This window comes from Agarivorans gilvus, from assembly GCF_001420915.1.
Taxonomy (GTDB): Bacteria; Pseudomonadota; Gammaproteobacteria; order Enterobacterales; family Celerinatantimonadaceae; genus Agarivorans; species Agarivorans gilvus.
In genome coordinates, this window is sequence record NZ_CP013021.1 from 2556170 (window position 1) to 2580275 (window position 24106).

General features: G+C 47.4%; 30 protein-coding genes. 12 read left to right on the forward strand and 18 right to left on the reverse strand.

Annotation, left to right across the window (positions count from 1 at the left end):
- Positions 1-43: 43 nt before the first annotated feature.
- Entirely contained in the window at positions 44-499 is a 456-nt protein-coding gene (locus AR383_RS11925; RefSeq protein WP_055733342.1) for a YaiI/YqxD family protein, read from the reverse strand.
- A gap of 232 nt (positions 500-731) precedes the next feature.
- Between AR383_RS11925 and AR383_RS11930 the strand changes: the two genes are divergently transcribed.
- The gene (locus AR383_RS11930; RefSeq protein ID WP_055733343.1) at positions 732-2075 is read left to right on the forward strand and encodes a DEAD/DEAH box helicase; all 1344 of its coding nucleotides are present in this window, start codon (positions 732-734) and stop codon (positions 2073-2075) included.
- Positions 2076-2090: 15 nt separating this feature from the next.
- Here AR383_RS11930 and folE read toward each other — a convergent pair whose 3' ends face one another.
- The 9 genes from folE to nirB all read right to left on the reverse strand — a co-directional run bounded on the left by folE (position 2091) and on the right by nirB (position 9518).
- Positions 2091-2771: a GTP cyclohydrolase I FolE gene (gene folE / locus AR383_RS11935; RefSeq protein ID WP_055733344.1), complete on the reverse strand. Its 681-nt coding sequence runs from the start codon at positions 2769-2771 to the stop codon at positions 2091-2093.
- A gap of 263 nt (positions 2772-3034) precedes the next feature.
- Positions 3035-3445, reverse strand: coding sequence for a dihydroneopterin triphosphate 2'-epimerase (gene folX, locus AR383_RS11940; RefSeq protein WP_055733345.1), 411 nt, complete (start codon positions 3443-3445; stop codon positions 3035-3037).
- Positions 3446-3552: 107 nt separating this feature from the next.
- The gene (locus AR383_RS11945; RefSeq protein ID WP_055733346.1) at positions 3553-4101 is read right to left on the reverse strand and encodes a DUF3833 domain-containing protein; all 549 of its coding nucleotides are present in this window, start codon (positions 4099-4101) and stop codon (positions 3553-3555) included.
- Between the two features lie 74 nt (positions 4102-4175).
- The gene (locus AR383_RS11950) at positions 4176-4382 is read right to left on the reverse strand and encodes a DUF3565 domain-containing protein (protein ID WP_055733347.1); all 207 of its coding nucleotides are present in this window, start codon (positions 4380-4382) and stop codon (positions 4176-4178) included.
- An 8-nt stretch (positions 4383-4390) separates the two neighbouring features.
- The gene (locus AR383_RS11955; protein ID WP_055733348.1) at positions 4391-4816 is read right to left on the reverse strand and encodes an Lrp/AsnC family transcriptional regulator; all 426 of its coding nucleotides are present in this window, start codon (positions 4814-4816) and stop codon (positions 4391-4393) included.
- A gap of 36 nt (positions 4817-4852) precedes the next feature.
- Positions 4853-5623 (reverse strand): uroporphyrinogen-III C-methyltransferase, encoded by a 771-nt coding sequence (gene cobA, locus AR383_RS11960; protein WP_055733349.1) that lies wholly within the window; start codon positions 5621-5623, stop codon positions 4853-4855.
- A 163-nt stretch (positions 5624-5786) separates the two neighbouring features.
- A complete protein-coding gene (locus AR383_RS11965) occupies positions 5787-6599 on the reverse strand; it encodes a formate/nitrite transporter family protein (protein ID WP_055733350.1) in 813 nt (270 codons plus the stop codon).
- Positions 6600-6633: 34 nt separating this feature from the next.
- The gene (nirD, locus tag AR383_RS11970) at positions 6634-6957 is read right to left on the reverse strand and encodes a nitrite reductase small subunit NirD (RefSeq protein ID WP_055733351.1); all 324 of its coding nucleotides are present in this window, start codon (positions 6955-6957) and stop codon (positions 6634-6636) included.
- Positions 6958-6959: 2 nt separating this feature from the next.
- Positions 6960-9518 carry a nitrite reductase large subunit NirB gene (gene nirB / locus AR383_RS11975; protein ID WP_055733352.1) on the reverse strand — a complete coding sequence of 853 codons (2559 nt, stop codon included), beginning with the start codon at positions 9516-9518 and terminating at the stop codon, positions 6960-6962.
- 507 nt (positions 9519-10025) lie between these two features.
- Here nirB and yjeH point away from each other — a divergent pair.
- The 11 genes from yjeH to AR383_RS12025 all read left to right on the forward strand — a co-directional run bounded on the left by yjeH (position 10026) and on the right by AR383_RS12025 (position 19310).
- The gene (yjeH, locus tag AR383_RS11980; protein WP_055733353.1) at positions 10026-11297 is read left to right on the forward strand and encodes an L-methionine/branched-chain amino acid transporter; all 1272 of its coding nucleotides are present in this window, start codon (positions 10026-10028) and stop codon (positions 11295-11297) included.
- Between the two features lie 338 nt (positions 11298-11635).
- Positions 11636-11980 (forward strand): hypothetical protein, encoded by a 345-nt coding sequence (locus AR383_RS11985; protein ID WP_157051724.1) that lies wholly within the window; start codon positions 11636-11638, stop codon positions 11978-11980.
- An 11-nt stretch (positions 11981-11991) separates the two neighbouring features.
- A complete protein-coding gene (locus AR383_RS11990) occupies positions 11992-12570 on the forward strand; it encodes a DMT family transporter (RefSeq protein ID WP_055733355.1) in 579 nt (192 codons plus the stop codon).
- 99 nt (positions 12571-12669) lie between these two features.
- Complete coding sequence (locus AR383_RS11995) at positions 12670-13176, forward strand: YgjP-like metallopeptidase domain-containing protein (RefSeq protein WP_055733356.1); 507 nt, start codon at positions 12670-12672, stop codon at positions 13174-13176.
- 269 nt (positions 13177-13445) lie between these two features.
- Positions 13446-13865 (forward strand): 2TM domain-containing protein, encoded by a 420-nt coding sequence (locus tag AR383_RS12000; protein WP_417857831.1) that lies wholly within the window; start codon positions 13446-13448, stop codon positions 13863-13865.
- A 256-nt stretch (positions 13866-14121) separates the two neighbouring features.
- Positions 14122-14997 carry a pyridoxal kinase PdxY gene (pdxY, locus tag AR383_RS12005; RefSeq protein WP_055733358.1) on the forward strand — a complete coding sequence of 292 codons (876 nt, stop codon included), beginning with the start codon at positions 14122-14124 and terminating at the stop codon, positions 14995-14997.
- A gap of 297 nt (positions 14998-15294) precedes the next feature.
- Complete coding sequence (locus AR383_RS21555) at positions 15295-15462, forward strand: hypothetical protein (RefSeq protein ID WP_157051725.1); 168 nt, start codon at positions 15295-15297, stop codon at positions 15460-15462.
- A 111-nt stretch (positions 15463-15573) separates the two neighbouring features.
- Positions 15574-15819: a class I SAM-dependent methyltransferase gene (locus AR383_RS22090; protein ID WP_232304734.1), complete on the forward strand. Its 246-nt coding sequence runs from the start codon at positions 15574-15576 to the stop codon at positions 15817-15819.
- Positions 15820-15821: 2 nt separating this feature from the next.
- Positions 15822-16442, forward strand: coding sequence for a polyamine aminopropyltransferase (gene speE, locus AR383_RS12015; RefSeq protein WP_232304800.1), 621 nt, complete (start codon positions 15822-15824; stop codon positions 16440-16442).
- 1 nt (position 16443) lies between these two features.
- A complete protein-coding gene (gene speA / locus AR383_RS12020; RefSeq protein WP_055733360.1) occupies positions 16444-18366 on the forward strand; it encodes a biosynthetic arginine decarboxylase in 1923 nt (640 codons plus the stop codon).
- A gap of 5 nt (positions 18367-18371) precedes the next feature.
- The gene (locus AR383_RS12025) at positions 18372-19310 is read left to right on the forward strand and encodes an S-adenosylmethionine decarboxylase proenzyme (RefSeq protein WP_229711259.1); all 939 of its coding nucleotides are present in this window, start codon (positions 18372-18374) and stop codon (positions 19308-19310) included.
- A 112-nt stretch (positions 19311-19422) separates the two neighbouring features.
- Here AR383_RS12025 and AR383_RS21560 read toward each other — a convergent pair whose 3' ends face one another.
- From AR383_RS21560 to AR383_RS12065, 8 genes are all read right to left on the reverse strand, one after another.
- On the reverse strand, positions 19423-19659 hold the full coding sequence (locus AR383_RS21560; protein WP_157051726.1) for a hypothetical protein: 237 nt from the start codon (positions 19657-19659) through the stop codon (positions 19423-19425).
- 7 nt (positions 19660-19666) lie between these two features.
- Positions 19667-20775 (reverse strand): IS3 family transposase gene (locus AR383_RS12030; protein ID WP_157051611.1). Its coding sequence is split into 2 segments (ribosomal slippage): positions 19667-20526 and positions 20526-20775, totalling 1110 coding nucleotides; the frame shifts between segments, so codons are not numbered across the junction.
- A gap of 170 nt (positions 20776-20945) precedes the next feature.
- Positions 20946-21311: a metallophosphoesterase family protein gene (locus tag AR383_RS12040; RefSeq protein ID WP_055733361.1), complete on the reverse strand. Its 366-nt coding sequence runs from the start codon at positions 21309-21311 to the stop codon at positions 20946-20948.
- A gap of 77 nt (positions 21312-21388) precedes the next feature.
- Positions 21389-21841, reverse strand: coding sequence for a GNAT family N-acetyltransferase (locus AR383_RS12045; RefSeq protein WP_055733362.1), 453 nt, complete (start codon positions 21839-21841; stop codon positions 21389-21391).
- A 206-nt stretch (positions 21842-22047) separates the two neighbouring features.
- Positions 22048-22425 (reverse strand): hypothetical protein, encoded by a 378-nt coding sequence (locus tag AR383_RS12050; RefSeq protein ID WP_055733363.1) that lies wholly within the window; start codon positions 22423-22425, stop codon positions 22048-22050.
- A gap of 72 nt (positions 22426-22497) precedes the next feature.
- Positions 22498-22959, reverse strand: coding sequence for a cytochrome c oxidase assembly factor Coa1 family protein (locus tag AR383_RS22670; RefSeq protein WP_417858478.1), 462 nt, complete (start codon positions 22957-22959; stop codon positions 22498-22500).
- Entirely contained in the window at positions 22931-23410 is a 480-nt protein-coding gene (locus AR383_RS12060) for a GNAT family N-acetyltransferase (RefSeq protein WP_055733365.1), read from the reverse strand. Before AR383_RS12060 ends, AR383_RS22670 begins: the two co-directional genes overlap by 29 nt.
- 91 nt (positions 23411-23501) lie before the next feature.
- Entirely contained in the window at positions 23502-23966 is a 465-nt protein-coding gene (locus AR383_RS12065; RefSeq protein ID WP_055733366.1) for a hypothetical protein, read from the reverse strand.
- Between the last annotated feature and the right edge of the window lie 140 nt (positions 23967-24106).

The following is a 24106-nucleotide window of genomic DNA, read 5'->3' on the forward strand; positions in this document are numbered from 1 at the left end:
CTTAAGCGGCTTAGCTGAACTAGAAAAACCTAAATCACTGCGCTTAACGGCGCGCTTGATGCTTGGTTAAAATACTGTCTAAGTGGCTAGCAAAGGCTTTGCGGTCAGCTTGACTTAGCGCAGCAGGCCCACCGGTATGCACGCCACTGGAGCGTAGGGTGTCCATAAAGTCACGCATATTTAAGCGCGATTTAATATTACTCTTGGTATACAACTCACCACGAGGGCTAAGCGCCTGCGCCTGCTTAGTGATGACTTCATCCGCCAAGGGAATATCTGAGGTAATCACCAAATCACCGGCTGATATCCTAGCCACGATTTCGTTATCCGCCACATCGAAGCCGGAGCTCACTTGCAAGCTGCTGATCACTTTAGAAGGAGGGGTTTTGATGTATTGATTAGCCACCAAGGTTAAGGGGATTTGAGTTCGCTCGGCAGCGCGAAACAAAATCTCTTTAATTACTACCGGACAAGCGTCGGCATCCACCCAAATTTTCATTATTGCTCCCCTTTATTAGACGGCTCTACTATGCCAGTACCGACCACAATTACAAGCCGCTAGCGAAGATTGAAGCAGCCCATCCAGCCACTTAGCCCATTAGACTATACTAAAGCATCACTAAGCCTTGCATGTTAGGCGCTAAAGACATTGGCGCTTGGACACAACTTACTGTAAGCTGCACGCCCGCATAAGGCGGCCACGTCAAGAACTGACCACAAGAGACCATGCTATGAGCTTTGCTTCCCTCGGTTTATCAAAACCTTTATTAGATGCTGTTGCCGAACAAGGCTACGACACACCCTCACCTATTCAAGCCAAAGCAATTCCGGTGATCCTTGAAGGTAAAGACATCATGGCCGCGGCGCAAACCGGTACTGGTAAAACCGCTGGTTTCACCTTGCCGTTGTTAGAGCGCTTAAGCAAAGGCCCTAAAGTGCGCGCCAATCAAGTCCGTGCCTTAGTACTTACCCCTACTCGCGAGTTAGCCGCTCAGGTGGGCGAAAGTGTCAGCAACTACGGTAAACACCTTGATCTTAGCTCCACGGTGGTCTTTGGCGGGGTAAAAATTAACCCACAAATGCAAAAGCTAAGACGTGGCGCCGATGTATTAGTGGCCACCCCCGGTCGCTTGCTCGACCTCTACCAACAAAACGCCTTTCGTTTTGGGCAGTTAGAAGTGATTATCTTTGATGAAGCCGACCGCATGCTGGACATGGGTTTCATCCACGACATTAGAAAGATCCTCGCCCTGCTACCCAAACAGCGCCAAACCCTGATGTTCTCGGCAACCTTTTCTGAAGAAATCAGAACGCTGGCAAAAAGCTTGGTAAAAGATCCGGTAGAAGTTTCGGTGGCACCGCCCAATGCCACTGCCAATACTGTCAGCCAATGGATCGTACCGGTAGATAAGAGCAAGAAAGCCGGTCTCTTAAGCCAGTTAATTAAAGACAACGACTGGCAGCAAGTCTTGGTATTTAGCCGCACCAAACATGGTGCTAACCGCTTAGCCAAACACTTAGAACAGCGTAAAATTTCTGCCGCGGCAATCCATGGTAATAAGAGTCAAGGCGCCAGAACCCGTGCCTTAGCTGAATTTAAAAGTGGCGAAGTACGGGTATTGGTGGCCACCGACATCGCGGCACGCGGCTTAGACATCGACCAACTACCGCAAGTGGTTAACTTCGACTTACCCAATGTAGCGGAAGATTATGTGCACCGCATTGGTCGAACCGGCCGCGCTGGCGCATCTGGTCAAGCGGTATCGCTGGTTTGTGCCGAGGAAGTGGGTGATTTAATTGGCATCGAGCGCTTAATAGGGCAACTATTAGAGCGAAAAGAGATCGCAGGCTTCGAGCCTAGCGCGAAACTGCCTGTCACTAAAGATACTCGTCCGCCGAAGGGGAAAAAACCGAAAAAGGCCAAGCCTGCCAGAACCGAACATAAAGATGGTCAACGCTCTGGAGAGAATGCCCGCGGCAACAAGCCGATTGGAAAAAACCGTCGCCACACCGGCGACAATAAAACCAGTCGCCGTTTCAGCAAGCCCAAGTCAAATAACTCGGGCAATAAATAGACCGAGCAGTCGCAACTAGCCGAGGAATTCTCGGCGAGTGGATTTACTCGCCTTAAACTTACCCCCATAAGCCGAAGTTTGGGTGCTAGAACTGGCATCCATCACTCCGCGCGCCTTCACGCAGTAGTGAGTCGCCGCAATGCTCACCGCCACATCTTCAGTGCCTAGTAAACTTTGTAGCGCCACTAATACTTGTTGGGTGAGACGTTCTTGCACCTGAGGTCGCTGAGCAAAGAAGCGCACAATACGGTTGATTTTAGATAAGCCGATAATTTTATCTTTGGGCAAATAGGCCACTTTGGCGAAGCCGTCTATGGTCACAAAATGGTGTTCACAGGTGCTGGTGAAAGCAATATCTGAAACCTTCACCATCTCTTCTAAGCCCATTTTATTTTCGATGATACTAATGCTGGGAAAGGCCGAATAGTCGAGGCCGGCAAATACTTCATCAACAAACATCTTGGCAATGCGATGCGGCGTTTCGGCGAGGCTATCGTCTGTTAAGTCTAAACCGAGAGTCGCCACAACTTCTGTCATACTGGCCTTAATCTTCTGATACTTCTGCTCGTTACTCAGGGTATTTTCCACTAATGGAGTTTCAATACCCTTGTCGATCAAAGCTTGGCGTACTTGAATGGCCTCTGCAGACAAGCCAGCGTCTGTACTAAATTGTTTTTCAGCTAGCGCTACTTTCATAATCACTTCCTATCGCTGGTTTGTTTGCTTATTTCCCGCCATCTTCTCTGTTATAACCCGCTGGCGGAGCGAGGTCATCACCACTAAACAAGCGTCTTAACTAAGGCTTAACCTGCAACACTCTGTTTAATATTTAACAACGAAGGCGCAATAGTATTCACTTTTTGCGCGGGTGCAAGTCGAACCACTAAGGAAAGGCTAAAATTCGCTAAATTAAACTGCTCACAGTAGCGTTTACTTTGATATGGCCAACTTATCACTGTTTATTCTCTGTCGCGTTTTCCAGCCAGGGTCACCGATACCGAATCAGCAAAACGCAGGGCATGGGGTTTGTCCACGGTAATACTGGCGCTTAATACCCGCGGTTCATCCATCACTAGTTGCAACAAGTCAGCACACAATTTTTCGAGTAGCCGAAAGTGGCCCTGCTCTACGTGACTAATCATCGCCTTAGTAATCACCTTATAGTTTAAAGCCAATTGTTCACTATCGGCTTCACAGGCCTGGCTCGCCTGATAACGAATTTCAGCGTTAATTACCACATCTTGCTGCTTACTTAGCTCTTCCTGATTGAAGCCAATATAAGTGCGTAATCTCAGGTTGGTAATCGTAATCAAGGCCGGCTCTAAGCTAAATCCTCGCGCTGGTGCCGCCAAGTTAGAAACATTACTCATTTACATCTCTCTTTGCATTTCGCTTAATAAATACCTAGCTTAATTTACCGCGCTTTAACAAGTTCTAAGTCAACTAATTCAGCAATCTGTGAACACAGGGCTGCCGCCTACCGCTGCTTTGTAATCACCAAACTGACCGAGCCCACAGTAAAACCAAACTTAGTTAAGCGAGATTCATTAATTAAGGTGGTGGGGTTAACTAAATACATCTTGTCTTCCACCACCACATCTAAGGGCTTGCCGCGATACTGCAAGCTCAATACGTAGTCCATGAACATGGCGTTGCCAGCCAGCCTAATGGGCGCGGGTGTTGCTACATCGTTGGCGCTGGCAAGGTAGCTACCATCAGCTTGTTTTACTAACTGCCATACGCGGCGTTGTTGCTCACCATCATCAAATACAAAGCGCTCATCTAACTGGCCGTTGCCCGCTTCATCCCAGCTCGCCTTTATGCTGGCATTAAAATAACGAATCAATTCACCGGAACGGTTTTTCACGATGCCATGAGCGCTCAGCTCACCGGCAAAAAACTCACTTAGTAGCAAACGCGGCTGATTATTGGCGTAACGCTGCACATCAGCGCTGGAGCAAGCAGTTAAACTGAGCAGGCCCAACAATAAGACTAGGGCACGGTAGCGAACTAAAACTGGCGTCATAACTGTTATTAATTATGGAATGGTATTTATATTACGGCGAATAAAACAGAAAGGATCGCAGGGCTTAAAATGATTTAATTCCAATCGCGAGGAGCAAGCTGCTGGCATTTAATACAGTCTAAGGTTTTGCCCAACATGCTAGCGCGTCCTTGATAGTCCAGCACCCATGGACGGTTTTGCCAAGGCGGGAGGTGGCGCACATGCTGCAAATGGCCGCAAGCCAGTCGAGCCACCCAGTGACGATCTTCGTCTAATTGAAAACCCACTATCACCTGTTTCATTTTTTACCCTAGCGGCTAAACATTTCCCTTAACACCATATGGGTACGCACCATGACCATCTTCTCCATTTGCTCTAATTGCAAACGAATTGCTTCCAAACGGGCCATTGAATCGACTTCAACGTAAAGTAGCATGTCTACCTCCCCAGAAATAGTTTGGCAGCGCTTAATTTCTGGGATGCTACGCATAATTTCAGTATATGCTTCACAGTGGTGTTCATTATAGCGTAGCTCCAAATGTGCCACGATGGGGGCTGAACTTTGCTGACGGCCAAGTTTGGCGTGATAACCACTGATCACTTGCTTTCGCTCTAGGTTGGCAATTCGCTCGGCGGTGGCCGAGCGCGATAGATTTACCGCTCGGGCAATTTGGCTCACTGGGGTGCGGGCATTGTCCACCAGCATTGCGACAATCTTTTGATCAAATTTATCCAAGCACTACTTCCCTATTCGGCTTTAGCTAATTACGCCTCACTCGGCGGCGTCGCCACCAAACCACGCTAATTGATGGTGCAGTTGAGTTACGCTTCCCACCACAATCAACGAAGGACTTTCCGCTTGTTCAGCCAATACGGCTAAGTTATCTAAAGTACCGGTAAATACCCGCTGCTGAGGGGTGGCGCCACGCTCAATAATGGCGCAAGGCGTGCTGCTTGCCAAGCCGTTATTCAGTAGATTTTGCCGAATTTGTGGGCACTGCTTCAAGCCCATGTAAAATACTAGCGTATGGTTCGACTGCGCCAAAGAAGCCCAGTTAATGTCTTCACCGTGCTGCTTTAAGTGTCCGGTAATAAACTGCACACTTTGCGCATGGTCACGATGGGTCAGCGGAATACCAGCATAAGCAGTACAACCCACTGCCGCAGTAATTCCGGGAACCACCTCGTAGGCCAGGCTATGCTCGGCCAACGCTTGCAGCTCTTCACCGCCACGACCAAAAATAAAAGGGTCGCCCCCTTTTAAGCGAACCACATGTTTACCCTGCTGAGCACGGTCAACCAAAATTTGGTTTATTTCCGGCTGAGGTACAAAGTGGTGATCCAGTTGTTTGCCCACATACACCATCTCTGCGGTGGGTGAGGCAATGTCTAATATGTCTTGCGACACCAAACGGTCATAAACAATCACATCGGCATTACGGATCCGTTTCACCGCTTTTACGGTGAGTAAATCAGGATCGCCAGGCCCGGCTCCGACTAAGGAGACAAAACCCTGCTGGCTCTCTGGATGAAGATGAGACATCGACCATTTCCTTTATAATTCATAATCTTCAATAGCTGGAAAAGACTGCACTAATACTTCAGCAGCGGCTACTGATACTTGTGTTGTTGCTTTATACCTATAAAAAAGCCCCTCAGCAAGCAAAGCGAGGGGCCCTTTTAGACTGTTTTGTTTAGGCTAAGAGCTAAACAGCCTTACGTGAAGGCAAGGTCTTAGCGTGAGTCACATACAAACTCAGCCCAGTAACCATTAAACCGCCTACCAAGTTACCTAAGGTAACCGGAATTTGGTTCCACACTAACCAATCGGTCACGGTGAAATCGGCACCCAACATCATACCCAGAGGGAACAAGTACATATTTACTACCGCGTGCTCAAACACTAAACCGAAGAAGATGAAGATCGGGAACCACATCGCCAAGACTTTACCGCCCACGGTTTTTGAGGTCATCGCTCCTACTACGCCTAGGCATACCATCCAGTTACACAAAATGCCTTTTACAAAGGCGGTAATCCAGCCGTTTAGCCCGTGCTCGGCAAACCCTAAGGTACGCGCGGTTGAGGCTTTAATGAAGGCTTGACCCACGGCGCCGGGTTCCATGCTGAAGTTCATGGTAAAGGTGAGAGCCACCAAAAAGGCCACCGCCACCGCACCAATTAAGTTACCTAAACCCACCAATAGCCAGTTGCGTAATACGCCTTTAGCGGTGACGCCAGGGCGCTTTTCAAATAGCGATAAGGGAGCTAGGGCAAACACGCCGGTTAACAAGTCAAAACCCATTAGGTTCAAAATACAGAAGCCCACGGGGAATACCAAAGCACCCACAATCGGTACGCCGGTTTGTACCGCGGCGGTAATGGCTACCGCCACTGCAATCGCGAGGATCGCGCCAGCCATAATACCGCGAATAATGGTATCGCGAGTGGACATAAACACTTTGCTTTCGCCGGCATCGATCATCGTTTGAACGAATTCAGCTGGTTTTACGTAAGACATATTAGTCCTTAATGTTAAAGTTGAATTTAATTCTTTACGCGCTTACGGCGACCTTGCCAGCGCTAACGCTTACTGGATAACTCGCGACCGCTACCTCTGGGTTTTCCAGACAGACGCCGCTTTGCAAGTTAAACCGCTGTTTCTTAAGTGGGCTGGCTACCCATAGCTGGCCCTGATGCTCACAAATCAAACCCCGCGATAACACGTTGGATTGAGCAAAAGGGTCCATGTTATTAATGGCGAACACCTGCTCATCGTCACGCGGGCGAAATAGCGCGATTTGCGCACCGTTCACCAAGGCACAAACGCCAGTTCCAGGAATGATGTCGCTCAATTGACAAACTGTTTCAAAACGCATGCTTATGCCTCCAACTCAAGGTGTAAAATATCGCCCTTCGGCTGTGGATATTTTTCCGCCCACGTGGCTGGACGGTGCTGCTCACGTTCATCCACAAACACTACGTTGTCATCACGTTGCTCGCTATTAATGAAGTGGGCGAAGCGCTTCAATTGGCTTTCATCGTTGATGGTTTCGCTCCATTCACAGCGGTAGTTTTCGATCAACTTGGCCACATCGGCCTCTAGTTGTTGGTTGATTCCGAGTTTGTCGTTAACAATCACTTCACGCAGGTAATCAACCCCACCTTCTAGGCTTTCTAGCCACACCGAGGTGCGTTGTAATTTATCGGCGGTGCGCACGTAGAACATCAAAAAGCGGTCTACATATTTGATTAAGGTTTCTTGGTCTAAATCGGCTGCCAGTAAGTCGGCGTGGCGTGGTTTCATGCCGCCGTTACCACCTACATACATATTCCATCCGGCGTCGGTGGCAATAATGCCTAAGTCTTTACCTTGGGCTTCGGCACATTCGCGAGTACAGCCAGACACCCCAAACTTCATTTTGTGTGGCGTGCGAATGCCTTTGTAGCGGTTTTCCAAGAGAACCCCAAGGCCTACACTGTCTTGCACGCCAAAGCGACACCAAGTGCTACCCACACAGGTTTTCGCCATACGTAAAGCCTTACCGTAGGCTTGGCCAGTTTCATAACCCGCCGCAATTAACTTGCGCCAAATAGTGGGAAGATCATCTTTTTGCGCGCCAAACAAGCCGATGCGCTGGGCGCCAGTCACCTTGGTATATAAGTTATATTCCGCAGCCACTTCGGCTAAAGCCGCAAGCGCTTGTGGTGTCACTTCACCACCAGCCATGCGTGGGATCACCGAATAGGTGCCATCTTTTTGCATGTTACCGAGGAAGTTATCGTTGGTATCTTGTAAGCTAACGCGCTCTGGAGCCAGTACGTGCTCACCCCAGCAAGAGGATAAAATCGAGCCCACCGCCGGTTTACACACTTCGCAGCCATAACCCTTACCGTGCTTGGTTAAGACTTGATCAAAACTTTTTAGCCCTTCTATGCGCACCAAGTGGAACAACTCTTGGCGAGAGTACTCAAAGTGCTCACACAGGTGATTGTTCACCTCAAGTCCGGCCTTGGCTAATTCGGCATTTAATACCTGACCAATCAGCGGCAAACAGCCGCCACAACCAGTACCGGCATTGGTAGAGGCTTTAATTTCGGCCAGTGTGGTGTGCCCTTCGGCTACGGCGGCGGCAATTTTGCCTTTGGTAACATCGAAACAAGAACAGATCACCGCTGAATCAGGCAGGGCGTCTGCACCCATCGCCGGCTTTTCGCCACCGGCATGGGCCGGAAGAATTAAGCTATCGGGATGCTCGGGCAAATCAATGCCGTTGAGCTTAAGCTGCAGCAAGTTGCCATAGTCTGCGGTATCACCCACCAGCACCGCTCCCAGCAATTTTTTGCCGTCTTCGGAAACAATCAAACGCTTATATACGCCCTGTTTATCATTTTGATAAACATAGCTTTTACACTTAGGCGTGCGGCCATTAGCATCACCGATACTGCCCACTTTAACCCCAAGTAATTTCAACTTGGCACTCATGTCTGCGCCGGTGAAGGCACTTTGCTGACCGAGCAAGTGGTCCACCGCCACTTGCGCCATTTTGTAACCTGGCGCCACCAAACCAAAGAAACGCTGGTTCCAAGACGCACATTCACCAATGGCGTAAATATCTTGGTCGGAAGTGAGACACTGGTCGTTAATCGCGATGCCACCACGAGGGGCGATGGCTAACTCAGCTTGGCTAGCCAATTTGTCCTGTGGACGAATACCGGTAGAGAATACAATGAAATCCACCTCTAGTTGGCTGTCATCGGCAAATACCATGGTATTGCGAGCCTGCTCACCCTGGGCTTTAATTTCTAGGGTATTTTTACCGGTATGCACCTGCACACCCATACGCTCAATGGTGGTACGCAGTAATGCACCACCCTGCTGATCTAGCTGTTCAGCCATTAATACGGGAGCAAACTCCACGACATGGGTAGTCACACCTAAGGCTTTTAAAGCGCCTGCCGCTTCTAAACCGAGTAAACCACCACCCACCACGGCGCCACTCTTGCTGTTCTTAGCACAGGCTTCAATGGCTTTAAGATCTTCGATAGTGCGATACACAAAACAGTCTTTTTGCTCGCTACCCTTAATCGGTGGAACCCAAGGGTAAGAGCCAGTGGCAATGATCAGTTTGTCGTAACTCAGCTCTCTACCGCTATTGGAATAAACGATTTTTTGCTGACGGTTAATGTTAATCGCCCGCTCACCTAATAAGACTTTAATACCGTGCTTTTCATAAAAGCCCTGCTTTACCAGTGACAGCTCTTCAGCAGTGTGGTGAGAAAAGTAAGACGACAAGTGAACTCGATCATAAGCCACACGCGGTTCTTCACAGAAAACCTGTACATCAAATTGGCTAATTTCGGCCTTTTCAACCAAATCTTCTAAATAACGGTGACCCACCATGCCGTTACCAATAATGACCAGCTTCAACTTGCTCATACACTTCCCACACAAAAAAGATTAATGAGCGGATAATAGGATGTAACAAAAGCAACGAAATGATGTAGATCAATAACAACTTAAAACTACCCTAAAGAGGTAGTTTGCGCAAAATACCAGCAAAATAGGTAACTTTATTTCATTTGGGTAAGAAAATGACGGCAAAATCCGCAAATATCGGCAAAACTGTTTTCATGATTAAGGCCAATTATTTTTTTACAAATGGCCTTGTTTTGCCAAAAGATTTAAATATGCCGCTTATTGGCTAGGCTTTAATCCACCCCAAAGGCCGGTTAAAGTTAATCATACCTAGGCAAATGTAAGCATCTTGTTAACAGGCAAACGAAGCTATGGGCCTAAGGCTTGAACCTAAGGCTTGCACAACGCCACCGTTAAATTCACGGAAAAACCCGCAAATTGCCGCTGGCTTTCCGCCATATTGCTAGCTCCCAGAGTTCACTAAAGGCGCTATGATTTTGCTCTTCTCTATTTTAGCAGTGCATTATTATGAGCCGTTTACATCAGCAATTAGGTATAGGCCAAGGCGCCGCCTTATTGGCCACCTCTCTCCTCGGTACCGGGATTTTTGTGGTGCCCGCCATTGCCGCCCATATTGCTGGGCGCGACTCGCTGCTAGCATGGTTATTGCTGATAGCCTTGGTACTCCCCATTGCCTTTACCTTTGCCGCCTTAGGTAAGCACTACCCTCATGCGGGTGGTGCCGCCCACTTCGTTGCCAAGGCCTTTGGATCGCGCGCCGAGAAGATCTGCGCCTTCTTGTTTATTGCGGTACTGCCAGTAGGACTGCCTGCTGCATTAGTGATGGCCACCGGTTTTTGGCAATCCATTTTTTCACTTAGCTCAGGCGAGCAGTTAGCTGTGCAGCTCGGCAGTCTGGCCGCAATTTGGCTATTGGGTTTAGGCGGCGCTAAATTGTCGGGTAATGTGCAAGGCTTAATCGCGATTTTTATTATTGGCCTGATCCTCAGCCTTAGCTGGCAAGCCGATATTCAGCCGTTGGATTATCAACTGCCCAGCAGCTTTTCAGCGGCGAAGATTGCTCCCGCCTTAGCGGTAATGTTTTGGTGTTTTGTGGGCATTGAGGCCTTTACCCACATGGGTGAAGAGTTTCGCAAACCGCAACGCGATTTCCCCATCGCCTTATTGCTGGGCGTATTGATAGCGGGCACGGTCTACTGGGCCACCTCGGTATTGGTACTAAAATATGCCAGCTATGGCGACCAACACGCCAATACTCAGTCCTTAGCTCGCTTGGTAGCGATACTATTTGGTAGTAAAGCCAGTTACTTAGCGGCCATCATTGGCTACTTAGCCTGTTTCGCCAGCATCAATATTTATATTCAGGGTTTTGCTCGCTTAATTTGGAGCATGGCCGACGAAGGGCAATTACCGGCGTATTTTGCCCAGCTATCGGCCAACAAGGTGCCACGCCGTGCCCTGACTTTCATCGTGCTAGCCTGTGTGGTCAGCAGCCTTTCCATCTGGCTATTTAAGCTACCTTTGGAAGATTTAATCCGTTATGCCAACGGTAACTTCATTGCGGTGTACTTGCTCAGTATGTTGGCTGGAGTGGTTTTGCTAAAGGGCTTAGCTCGGCTATTAGCCTGTATCAGTGTGCTACTGTGCTGCGCCTTACTGGTGGCCTTAGGCAGCCAAGTCACTTATGCGCTCATCTTGGGCCTTGGCATGTTCGCCTACTTAAGCTGCAAACCTTACTTCAAGCGACCCTTTGCTCAAGCACTACCTCCTAGTGAATAAACATCTAACGGTTTATTGCTAATGTGAGCCGCTAAGCTACGAGTGTGGCTTAGCGACTTTGCCAAACCGATGCCTTTTTATCCTCTAAGTATTGCCAGGCAGAGCCACTTCGCTTAGGCTAAAAATTCATCATCAAGGAAAGTTATGACAACTCACTTCTCTTACCTAGTCAGCTCGATTATTGGCGCTAATCACTTAGCTCCTAATCTACTGTGGCTGCTACTTGGTTTGGGCAGCGGTGAGGCTTAAGTTAATACTTGATCACTGGCTGCGAAGCGCAGTCAGTGTTGTGTCCTTCGTAGCCGTTTTATTCATCATTAGGCAATAAGGACATGCACTTGAACAACTCATCCAGCGCAGCTCTACGAACCCGCATTTCTACTGTTAAGGCCAGCCTTGGCTTGAGCCTAGCCTTGCTGGCCACCGCCTTATTTTCGCTGAAAGGGATCTGGATAAAACTGGCTTATCAATACGGCATTGATCCCGCCAGCCTAATGACCCTGCGTATGGCCTTTAGCCTTCCGGTGTATCTGGGCCTTGGTGCCTATTGGTGGCGACGCGGGCGCTTTCAAAGCCGCCATATAAAGTCGGCCATTTTACCCGCGGCCTTGGTCGGCAGCTGTGGTTACTACTTAGCAAGTCTACTGGACTTAAGCGGGCTACAGTACATTTCCGCCCCTTAGAGCGGGTCGTATTGTACGCCTACCCGAGTTTTACCTTATTACTCGCTTGGCTAGTTTATCGGCAACGCCCACAACGCGCGGTGTTTTTTGCAATTCCACTCAGCTGGTTAGGCGTTTGGCTAATGGTATGGAACGAAGCGCAGCAACAGCTTAATCAAGACCAACTGGTCTTAGGCACCGGCTTAGTGGTGGCCAGTGCCGCCAGCTTTGCCTGTTATTTGGTGTTCAGTAAAAACATCGTCAGCAAAATCGGCAGTCAAGCCTTTACTTGTATTGCTATGGTGGCAGCAAGTTTCGCCATTTTTATTCACTTTAGCTTGCAGCCTAGCTTGCCTTCGCTGTTGGGTTATCCGCTGCCGGTCTATGGCTACGCATTATGTATGGCGCTATTTTCAACGGTTATTCCGTCGTTTTTGTTTAGCGAAGCCATTCACCGCATTGGCGCCCAGCGTACCGCCATTTCGGGAAGCTTAGGTCCGGTAATTACTCTGCTGCTAGCAGCGTGGATCTTAGGAGATAGCATTAGCTGGCTGCAGCTTATTGGCATCACCTTAGTGGTAACTGCGATAAGTCTGCTTAATCGAAAATAGCAATTGCACATAGTGAGTAGGCGCAGGGCTTAGTGATTTTTACTAGGCCTTGCCCCTGCTGCTGTTTATACTGCGAGCAACAGCAGCAGGGCTTCAACAATGCAACAAGTGAACTACCTCAGCGCTTATCCAGCAGCGCTACAACAGCAAATTCAACAATTGATAGAACAACAACAGTTGGGTCACTGGCTGCGCGCTAAATATCCCCACGAACATCAGTTGAGCAACGACCAAGCCCTGCGCGACTATGCTCTCGAGATAAAAAACCGCTACATGCGCAAATCTGCGCCGCTCAGCAAGGTGGTTTACGATCCCAAAATACATGTGCTAAAACATGCCTTGGGCTTACACAGCTATGTGTCTCGAGTTCAAGGTAACAAACTCAAAAGCAAGAACGAAATACGCATTAGTAGCCTGTTTAAAAAAGGGCCGGAAGCCTTTTTACAAATGATAGTGGTACATGAGCTCGCTCACCTTAAAGAGAAGCAGCACAACAAGGCCTTCTACCAATTATGTCAGCACATGCTGCCTCACTATCATCAGCTAGAATTTGATACTCGTGTCTATCTCACTCACTTAGAGCTGATAGGCCCGGTCTATAGTTAAGTAGAACCCGTGAATTAACCTGCAAACATAACCAAGTAGGCGTTGAAAACGACTATGCTTAGTGGGCGAATATGGGGCCGCCGCCACCGCGGCAATCACCAGGACTTAAACATAAGCCATTGATATAAAATAGATGTCGGCCATTTGTCGGGTTACTGTCGTTACCTAAATGGAATAAACTAGCTTAAGGTTGTGGTCGGAATAGCAGTAAGGGAATAATGATGATCGTAAAAAAACTCCGGTTGCAAAGGGCTTGGTCTCAGGAGCAATTGTCTGAGCTTACCGGCTTGAGTATTAGAACTATTCAACGCATCGAAGGTGGGCAAAAACCCAGCCTCGAATCACTTAAAGCCTTAGCTGCTGTATTTGAAATTGAGCTTAGCGACCTTCAGATGGAGCCCGACATGAACAGTAATATTCGCGTCACCGAAGACGAACAAAAAGTCTTCAAACAAGTACAAGCAATTAAAGGTTTTTACTCTCACCTCACCAGCTATGTACTGGTTATATGTATGTTGTTTGTAATTAACCTAGTCACTCACCCAGAATACATTTGGGCCTTCTGGCCGGCATTGGGTTGGGGCATCGGCTTAGCTAGCCACGGTTTGAGGGTCTTTGACGTCATCAATTTCTTTGGCCCTCAATGGGAGAAAAAGCAAATCGAAAAAAGACTCGGCCGTAAGCTCTAAACCTACTACGGTCCCTACGCGCAGCGGATCCCTAGTATTCGCTGCTAGCGTAAAATATCAGCAACACTTGATGTATTCGATCCTGCAAACAGGATTAGCGCCCTACTATAACTAGCACTAAGATGGCTTCATCCTATTACTTCAGATGAGCCAAACTCAAAACACCGCGTTAGTTCGCCGAATCTGCGAGCTTACTGAGCGGGATAAATCGATAAGGCCTTATTTGGCAAAGCTATTTATTTCAGGGCAAACAACAATGAAAAATATTATCTCAATCCAATCGCATGTGGTGTTTGGCCATGCGGGTAACAGCTCTGCGGTGTTTCCTTTACAACGTATGGGTTTTGAAGTGTGGCCAATTCATACGGTGCAATTCTCTAATCATACCCAGTATGCCGAGGGCTGGACTGGCCAAGCCTTTAGCGCTGCACATATATCACAATTAATAGATGGCATTGCCGCCATAGACCAGCTCAAAAACTGTGATGCCTTAATATCGGGCTATCAAGGTAGCGCCGAACAATGCCGCGCCACCTTTGATGCGGCAATACGCCTAAAGCAAGCCAACCCACAGGCGCTATACATTTGCGACCCAGTAATGGGTGACCCACAGAAAGGCTGTATAGTGGCCGACGGCGTGAGTGAGGCCTTATGCCAAAAGTTACTGCCCTTGGCCGACGTGATAGTGCCCAATCAATTCGAACTCAGCCAGTTTGTTGAAATGGACATAGAGACCCTAGATGATGCCATTGAAGCCTGCCAGCACGCCTTAGCCAAAGGCCCCAAACTGGTATTGGTTAAACACTTACACTGCTTGTCTGAGCAACAATTTAGCATGATGCTAGCCAGCCAAAAGGGCTGCTTCTTGGTGCAACGTCCTCATTTAGACTTTGCCAAAGCTCCGGTGGGTGTGGGTGATTTAATCACTGCCACTTTCAGTGGTGGCTTATTGCAAGGCTTAACTCCAGTGGCGGCTTTTGAGCACTGTCATAATGCCGTATATGGGGTATTGCAAACCACTCAACAAAGCCAACAGTGGGAGCTGCAAACCGTTGCTGCGCAACAACAATTTATTACCCCAAGCTCAAACTATCGCGCCCAACAGCTCAGCCAATTAAGCTCCATAATTTAACCCAAGCATCACCGCGATAGTCAATCAGCAACAAACCAATAGCAGGCGGGTTTAAGCAGGGCTGATTCGAGGCGGTGATAGGCTTTTAGCTGAGTCAAAAAAAACTGATTAATGTGCAATAAATTGCTTGTCAATCTTGTCCAGCTAAGGTTTAATCGCGAAAAATTTATCCAGCTCACTGCAAGCTGGAAAATCAATATACGCAATACTTCAGTAAAAGGTTTTTTATGGTTCTCGTGGCATAAGCCGTGAAAGTTGCCTAGCGCATTTTTCACGGTGGAAAAGAGCAAATATATTATGAATACATCTATCAGCATTAAAACGTTGTTTCGACAACTACGACTCTTCGTCGTTACCCTCTATGCAGTTCAAGACTGCGACAATTTTTATCATCCCTTAGTCGCCTATTTCCGTCGAATTCGCGCTAACGCCTCGCGCGAAGAAGCCGCCACGAACTACGCCTAATCTCTCGGCTATTACCTATATTTACTGTGCTTGAGCAGGCTTTATTGCTACCTGTTGCTCAACCAGCACGGCGTTTTTTAGCACCCGATTTTTGTTTTTAGAGGAATACCCATGTTAGTTGAACAACGTTATTTTGAAACCCTACACCCCGGTTACGGCCAGTACTTTGACGTAGAGAAAGTGCTGTTTGAACAAAAAACCGAACAATGGCACTTGGTGATTTTTGACAACCCGTTTTTTGGTCGAGTCATGGCCTTAGACGGCGTGATTCAAACCACCGAACGTGACGAATTTATTTACCACGAAATGCTCACCCATACCCTCTACTCGCCCACGGCAAGGCGAAGAGCGTATTAATTATTGGTGGTGGCGACGGCGGTATGCTTCGTGAAGTAGTTAAGCACAGTGCTATTGAACAGATCACCATGGTGGAAATTGACCATGCCGTGGTAGACATGTGCAAAGAATTCTTACCCGGGCACTCGGCTGGGGCTTATGACGACCCACGAGTGAACTTGGTGATTGCTGACGGTGCCGAGTTTGTTAAAAACACCGAGCAGAAATTTGATGTGATCATTTCCGACTGTACCGACCCCATCGGTCCCGGTGAAGTGCTGTTCCACTCTGATTTTTACGCGGCCTGTAGCGCCTGCCTAAACGACGGCGGCATCATGGTGGCGCAAAACGGCGTGGCCTTCATGCAGATTGATGAAGTGACCACCAGCCAAGTACGTTTATCTCAGTACTTTAGTGATTGTTCTTTCTACAGTGCGGCAGTGCCCAGCTACGTAGGTGGCATCATGACCTTTGCTTGGGCCAGCCAACAAGCCGAGCTACGCCAAGCACCACTAGAAGTAATTACCCAACGTTTTAACGCGGCCAATTTGAACACCCGCTACTACACCCCAGCTATTCACGCCGCCAGCTTTGCTTTGCCTCGCTACATCGAGCAAGCGCTAGCTAATGTTCAGGAGCGATAACATGAGCAAATCCACTTGGTCTGCACAAGATAGCTGCAACCTTTACAACATTCCTTACTGGAGTCAGGGTTACTTTACGGTTAACCCACAAGGTGAAGTGGTGGTGAAGCCTAGCTCGGCGCATCCCGATGCTGAAATAGCGCTAAGCCAACTGAGTAAAGAGCTGAATCGCCAAGGTATTTCACTGCCTGCGCTGATCCGTTTTCCACAGATATTGGAAGACCGCGTGGCGCGGCTTTGTGAAGCCTTTAACCAAGCCATGGCCAATTATGAGTATCAAGGTGACTACCTAGCGGTTTACCCAATCAAAGTAAACCAGCAACACAGCGTAGTTAAAGGCTTGTTAGGCAGCCCTTCAGCCAAAAAACGTCAACTGGGTTTAGAAGCAGGCAGCAAGCCCGAGCTTATGGCCGTGCTCGCCATGGCCCAGCAAGCCAGCTCGGTGATTGTTTGTAATGGTTACAAAGACCGCGAATATATTCGCCTAGCGCTAATTGGCGAGAAGCTCGGCCACCAAGTGTATATCGTGCTAGAGAAACTTTCCGAACTGAGCATGGTGCTTAGCGAAGCGAAAAAGCTTGGGGTAAGCCCACGCTTAGGCCTTCGTGCGCGCCTCGCATCGCAAGGCCAAGGCAAGTGGCAAGCCAGTGGTGGTGAGAAATCAAAGTTTGGTTTGTCGGCCGCTCAAGTATTAAAGGTGATTGAGCAGTTACAAAGCCACGAAATGCTCAGCAGCTTGCAATTACTGCATTTCCACTTAGGCTCGCAAATCGCCAATATTCGCGATGTGCGTAAAGGCGTGAGCGAAGCGGCTCGTTTTTACTGCGAGTTACGCCAATTGGGCGCTGAAATTAGCTGCATCGACGTGGGCGGCGGCTTAGCCGTGGACTACGATGGCACCCGCAGCCAAAATGCCAACTCAATGAACTACGGCATGAGTGAATACGCCAATAACATCGTCTACAGCATTGGCGATATTTGCCAGCAACAGCAACAACCGATGCCACGGATTATGTCTGAATCTGGTCGAAGCTTAAGCGCCCACCACGCAGTACTGATTACCGATGTAATTGGCAGCGAAAGCTATCAACCCGAAGACATTGCCGCGCCAAGCGAAGACGCGCCGCAATTGCTGCACAACATGTGGAGCACTTGGACTGAACTGAGTCAGGGTTCAGACCAACGCGCCTTAGTGGAAAGCTACCACGACAGCCAAAGTGATTTAGCCGAAGTGCATACTCAATTCAACCTGTCGCTAATCAATCTGCAGCAACGTGCTTGGGCAGAGCAACTTAACCTGCGAGTAAGTTACGAAATCCAGCAGCGCTTATCGCGCCTCAATCGTAGCCATTTAGCACTGTTGGATGAGCTTAGAGAACGCTTAGCCGATAAGTTTTTTGTTAACTTCTCGCTATTCCAATCACTACCCGACAACTGGGGCATCGATCAAGTATTCCCTATTTTGCCTTTATCGGGATTAGACCAAGCCCCGCAACGCCGCGCGGTGATCCTCGATATTACCTGCGATTCCGATGGCAGCATCGACGAATACGTGGATGGCAGTGGCATAGAAACCACTTTGCCAGTGCCAACCTGGCACAAAGATAAACCTTATTTAATGGGTTTTTTCTTGGTGGGCGCTTATCAAGAAATTCTTGGAGACTTACACAACCTATTTGGCGATACCGACTCCGCAGCGGTAGTGATCAACTCAAAAGGTAAGGCCGAAGTGGTAGACATTCACCCCGGCGACACCGTAGAAGATGTATTAGCCAGCGTGAATTTAAACAGTGATGAATTTGTACGCAGCTATCGTGAGCTAGTAAGACAAAACATCGCCAAAGACCAGCAGCGTGCCATTCTTTCTGAACTAGAAGCGGGTTTGCGCGGCTACACCTATTTAGAAGACTATGCAGAGGGCTAACTAAGATGACGCATTTGTTTTTTGAAGGCTCGGAGAAAAAACTCGAGCTAAGCCTGGTGCCCGGTAGCCCTTCGCTACGCTCGCTAGGCTATGAATTTTGGTCACAAGCAGTACACATTGCCAAAGCCGAGATCCTCTCGCAAATCAGCAATGAGCACTGTGATGCTTATTTGCTTAGCGAGTCCAGCCTGTTTGTTTGGGATCAGCGTTGTTTAATGCTGACCTGCGGCAATACTACCTTGGTGGATGCGGCGATTTGGCTGGCTCAGCAACTAGGCAGTGAAAACATCGCCTTTCTTAGCTACCAGCGAAAAAATGAGTATCAACTGCAGCTGCAACCCTCTTGCCCAAAAACCGACTTAAGTCGCTTGCGCGAGGCCATGCCGATGAAAGCCTACCAGTTAGGCTATTTAGATAGTCATCACCACTTTGTTTGCCACTTAGACAAGGCCTTTACACCGCCGCCCAGAGACATCACCTGTGAGCTGTTGATGTATCACGTACAAGGGCCAAACGCAGATTATCTGCGTAGCGAAGGTCAGTCTATAGAGCAAGTAAGGCAACTGCTTAAGTTAGACTTGCTGTTTCCCGGCTTTACCATCGACGACTACTTGTTCGAGCCTTACGGCTACTCGATGAACGCGCTACGTGGTGAACATTACGCCACCATCCATGTTACCCCAGAGCAGCATAGCTCTTATGTAAGCTTGGAAACCAACCTCAACTTGGGCAGCACCCATGCTTATATCGTGAAACAGCTATTAAGCATACTGCAACCTAGCAGTTGGGACACCCTAGGTTTTAATTGCCAACCCTTCTCGCCCTTGGGCGCCGAGCAAATAGAAGTGAGCAAGGGTAATGTAGACCTAAGCTGTGGTTACCAAGTGGATTTTCGTCACTACCAACACCTGCAGCGCCGAGTTCAACCGGTGATTCAACTGTAAGCGACCAAGCCAGCCGAGCCTTCGGCTGGCTTACCGACTAAACCCTTAACTCTATGCGCTTGCTATAAGCCCCGCCCTGTTGTGAGATAATGCAGCCAATCATTGCGACCTCTTAAACTGGCACCTTTACCGCTCTGTGATTGTCATAGGCAACGTGAATATGCTCAACAACGGCATTAACTGTGCTGCAATCTAAAATGGCATAACTTGCGTGTGGGCTGTAGTTTTCCATCAGGTGCGGCGATGGCTCGGCATCATTGTAGGCTGGCAAACCAACACTGCCAGAATTGACGACTAATTGCCCAGAGCGGGTAACGACGCTACGCGGTATATGAGTATGACTGTCCACTTCCCCATTAATGAGACAGTTCTAAAGTAGAGTTTTCCAGTTTTGCTCGGTAAGCAGCCGGTGGCAAATTACCGAGACTTTCATGGGTTCGTTCTTCGTTGTAATCCAAACGCCAGAACCAAGCCATTTCTCGGACTTGTTCTAGCGATTCAAATAAATACGCATCCAAAAATTCTCGACGGAACGAGCCATTGAAACGTTCCACAAATCCGTTTTGCTGAGGCTTACCTGGCTGGATATAAACCAGTTGAATATGGTGCTGTTCACACCAATCTGTCAGCCTTGCCGAGATAAGCTCAGGCCCGTTATCGACTCGTAATTGAACCGGTAGACTACGCTCAGCTTTAATTTGCTCAAGTACGCGTACAACGCGCTCTGCTGGCAATGAACTATCTACCTCAATGGCAAGGCATTCCCGCGTACCTTCATCTACTACATTAAGTGTGCGGAAGCGTTTCCCGCAATAAAGTCCGTCATGCATAAAATCTAAGGCCCATTGATAGTTGGCTTTCGCTTCAACCTGTAATGGTTGCGCAATTCGCTTCGGTAATACTCGTTTAACCCGCCGTTTAAGGTTGAGTCCCATTTGGCAATACACGCGATAAACGCGCTTATGATTGAATGGATACCCTTTGTAACGCAGTCGGCCAAAGCACTTCCAAAAGCCCGCTCTGGGGGACTTCTTAAGCTCAGAATTCAACGCATCAATGACAGCAGCATCCCTTTGACGCCAATCGACTAATGGCCGGTAATAACTTGAACGGCTGATGTCAGCCAAGGTACAGGCTTTCAGAATGCTCAAGCCGGCACCGACCAATAATTGGGCACAGCTCCGTTTTTCTGCTGTCACCAGCCCTTTTTTGCGAAGAGTTCCTTCATCGCATGGTTTTCCAAACTGACTTCGGCAAATAACTTTTTCAGCTTCGAATTTTCCTCTTCCAACTCTTTGACTCGCTTGAGTTCAGAAGCATCCATGCCACCGTACTTAGATTTCCACTTATAGTACGTGGCGTTACTCATTCCGTGTTTACGACAGATATCTTCGACCTTCATCCCCGCGTCAGCTTCTTTGAGAATGTTGACGATCTGCGTTTCGGTAAAGCGTGATTTTTTCATGGCGTTCTCCTACGTTAATGAGTGTAGAAAACTCCATTTAAATTTGTGTCATTTTAGGGGAAGTGGACATGACCACACAATATAAACTGTGATGTTTCACCCGCTAACAGGGCCACTATCTCACTATCCTGACGCACTACAGCACGGCCTGTTTCAACATTTTCTAGCAGCTAGACTAAATCATCGCTGGGACTGGCATGACAAAGAAAAACTTGTTCAGTTAATTGATGACTAAAGGGCAGCTGGCGCATCCAGTCTAGGGGTTTGGAACCAAGATCTTCGAGTATGAACTGCATGCTTGGATTGGCATCTATCTCACTTACCCTTGCTTCATAGATTTGCCGGTCTTGATTTCCTCGCACCGTGACCAGCTGATTTTCCATTAGCAGCTCGTAGGTGTATTTCGGAGCTATTGGTCCATAAAGAATATCGCCTAAATTCACCGTAACATCTACGCCATGCTTGCTTACATCTGCCAATACAGCTGACAAGGCAAATACGTTGCTATGAATATCGGATAAGACCGCAATTCGCATTTCTATCCTTTTAAAAGCTGATAACGGCCATGCAAAGCAATGCAGCAAAGTTGTGCCGAAGCCGATTCAAGTGCTTATTATGGTTTTCTTAATTCAAGCACTTCATCTTCTATATGATCGGTTTCACCCGAAAACCGCCAGCCTAGGTGTCGATAAAACCCATGAGCTCTTACATCAGGATCCGAAGATGCCGTCAGCCAAAGCTTATTTAGGCCGGAGTGAAAAAGCTTTTCTACCACTTTGCTAAGAAGATTTTTAGCTATACCATTCCCTTCATACTCGGGTAATACAGCTAAAACAAGAACTTCGCCAGTTGCCATATCAGCGAAACAAAAGGCAATCACTTCATCTTCGAATTCAGCCACATCGCCAATAATACTTCCATTTAGCAATAAGGGTTCCCATGCCTCTTTTGTCACACCGTTTAATCTCAGATTCTCTCTAGAGATAGGGTTATCTCTTGTCATGCCTCTAATGGCTATGCAGCGCTCAAGATCTCTAACTTCCGCTTCTCTGAATTTGATGTTCACTTAGTCATTGGCTCCAGCAAGTCCCAAGAGTTTCAGCCCTAATGTTGGTGCCCATTGCGCTATACCGGTAAGCCATTGTTATAATTTATGGCTCTTCACCGAAAGTAATGGAAACACCTTCAACAAACATGGCTCGACCGAAATAAAGCGCGGCAGAATGTCAGACGTCCCAACCTAGGTTTTTTGCCTGCGAATGCCGCGCCTTGTTATGCATTTTTCAGCCATAGGCTATTAGATTTAAACGCATACATAAATTGAGGATACAAATATATAGCGCCAAACGCTGCGAGAATGAACGAAAACCATAAGACTTGAAACATACCTATTCCGCCCAGGGCTAAAATTACGCCATAAATAAGGCCAGCCAAAACAGCCAAAGCATTAAACAGAAAAATTAAAGTTGACGTTAGCTTGGTTCCAATAGCCACTTGATAGGCATAACCATAAAGAGGAATCAATGAAATACCACTGATAACAAGACCGATTAAATCAGACATATCAATATTGTTTGAGAATGGCATCCCCAAAAGGTCTCTCGCGAAGAAAATAGCCACTAACCAAAACAATGCTTTCCATTTTTTCATTAACTTTCCTTATGCAGCCTCACCCCAATAACTGGCAGTGTAGAGGCGAAGTTTATCGGCTTGTTAGGTGCTTTATTGACACGGAACGATGGTGGTTTGTTCTTTATCACCTTCATAATTTACAACTAGGCATTCGATAGACCATTTGTTTAATTCCTTAAAAGCTCTTACCGCAACGCTAGCCTCACCCTTTGGTCCCTCAATACTGTATGACAAATTTGCTACCCCTTCCGGACCAGAAATTTGCATATTGCCACTGATGAAGCCTCTTTCTATTGGTATACCCAGATAAGAGCGAACTTGTTGCGAATGAACAACCTGGTTAAATGACATTTTGTAGGGCTCAGAATCCTTAAAAAGACTGCCTATACCAAATATCATTGTGAAGACAAATAAGAATATGACGGCAACAAAAATAACGCTGACCTTTGCCCTCTTAGCTTGTACTTGCTTGAAATGTTCAACGCTTTCCCACTTTCTATGCCTCCATGCCCATTCGTTGCCTTTACTCAGACGCCAATTGTTTGGACAAATTGAAACCGGTTATGGCGAAACCAAGCTCTTTGTACAGTTTTAAAGCGCGCTCATTATGGTAGGCCACGCGCAACTTTATTTGCTTAATACCTTGCGCTAATAACTGTTTTTCTAATTCAGAAATGACCTGCGTACCATAACCTAAACCGCGATATTCACTGGATATATAAAAATCATAGATGAACGTTGCACTATCATTCTGATTCGGTGAGTGCCATAAATAGCCCAGCAATTGAGGTTTATGATTAACGGTAATTTCTATACATAATAGAGAATGAGCCGCAGTTTCTACCCCATTTGGAAAACAACAATTCAACTCAGTTTCCGCTAGTTGAATGGCAACATCCATTGAATGACCATAATTCTCTGAAATTTCTTTGCTGTAATCATCGATGAAATAATCTCGATAAGCAGGAAATTCCTCTAACCTCATTTCTCTTAGTACTAACATTGTTATATCTTCTACTCGATAATTTTGCTGGCAATACAACGATCACCTAAAGGCTTAATAAAGTGCATCGGTGGCTAGATGTGTTTATTATTCATTTTTTTTCAATATGCTCATAAACTGCCTTTCGCCAATCAGCTAGATGGGGCAAACAGCCCAGAAGAGTATGTTCTAAACTACCATTTAAGTCTGCTAGTAAATCAGATAAGGGGTAGTGGGCCGAGTCCCTATGATGAAGTACCTTGTCTACAGTTTCTTGCGATCGTTCTTTTAGCTTTTCCAACCAAATATGCCATTCAGGTTCATGTTTCCAGTAATTAGCAGCAGAATGAATTAGCTCAGCAACAGGCTCTCCGAAAGTACTGAAAGGACCCAACGCTCTTGCTTCAAAGGGATTGATATCAACATCCCTCAGTACATCAAACATGTACCGCTGCATGATGCAAAAACCTAGGCCAATCAAGTATTCCCCTTTATCACACAGATGTTCAACTTCCCGTACATCAGCTTTGGAAATCTTTTTATTCAGTTCAAAAAGTGAAACATCGATGTCCTCCAATAATGTCTTACTGCGACCTCGCAAACTCACCTAACTTACAAGGTAGTCGCAAAGCATCATCGACCCCATAGAAAACGATTAACAACCATACTCAAAATTGGCAAAACGCAAGCCAGAGCGAGTTCAATATTATGCTAGCC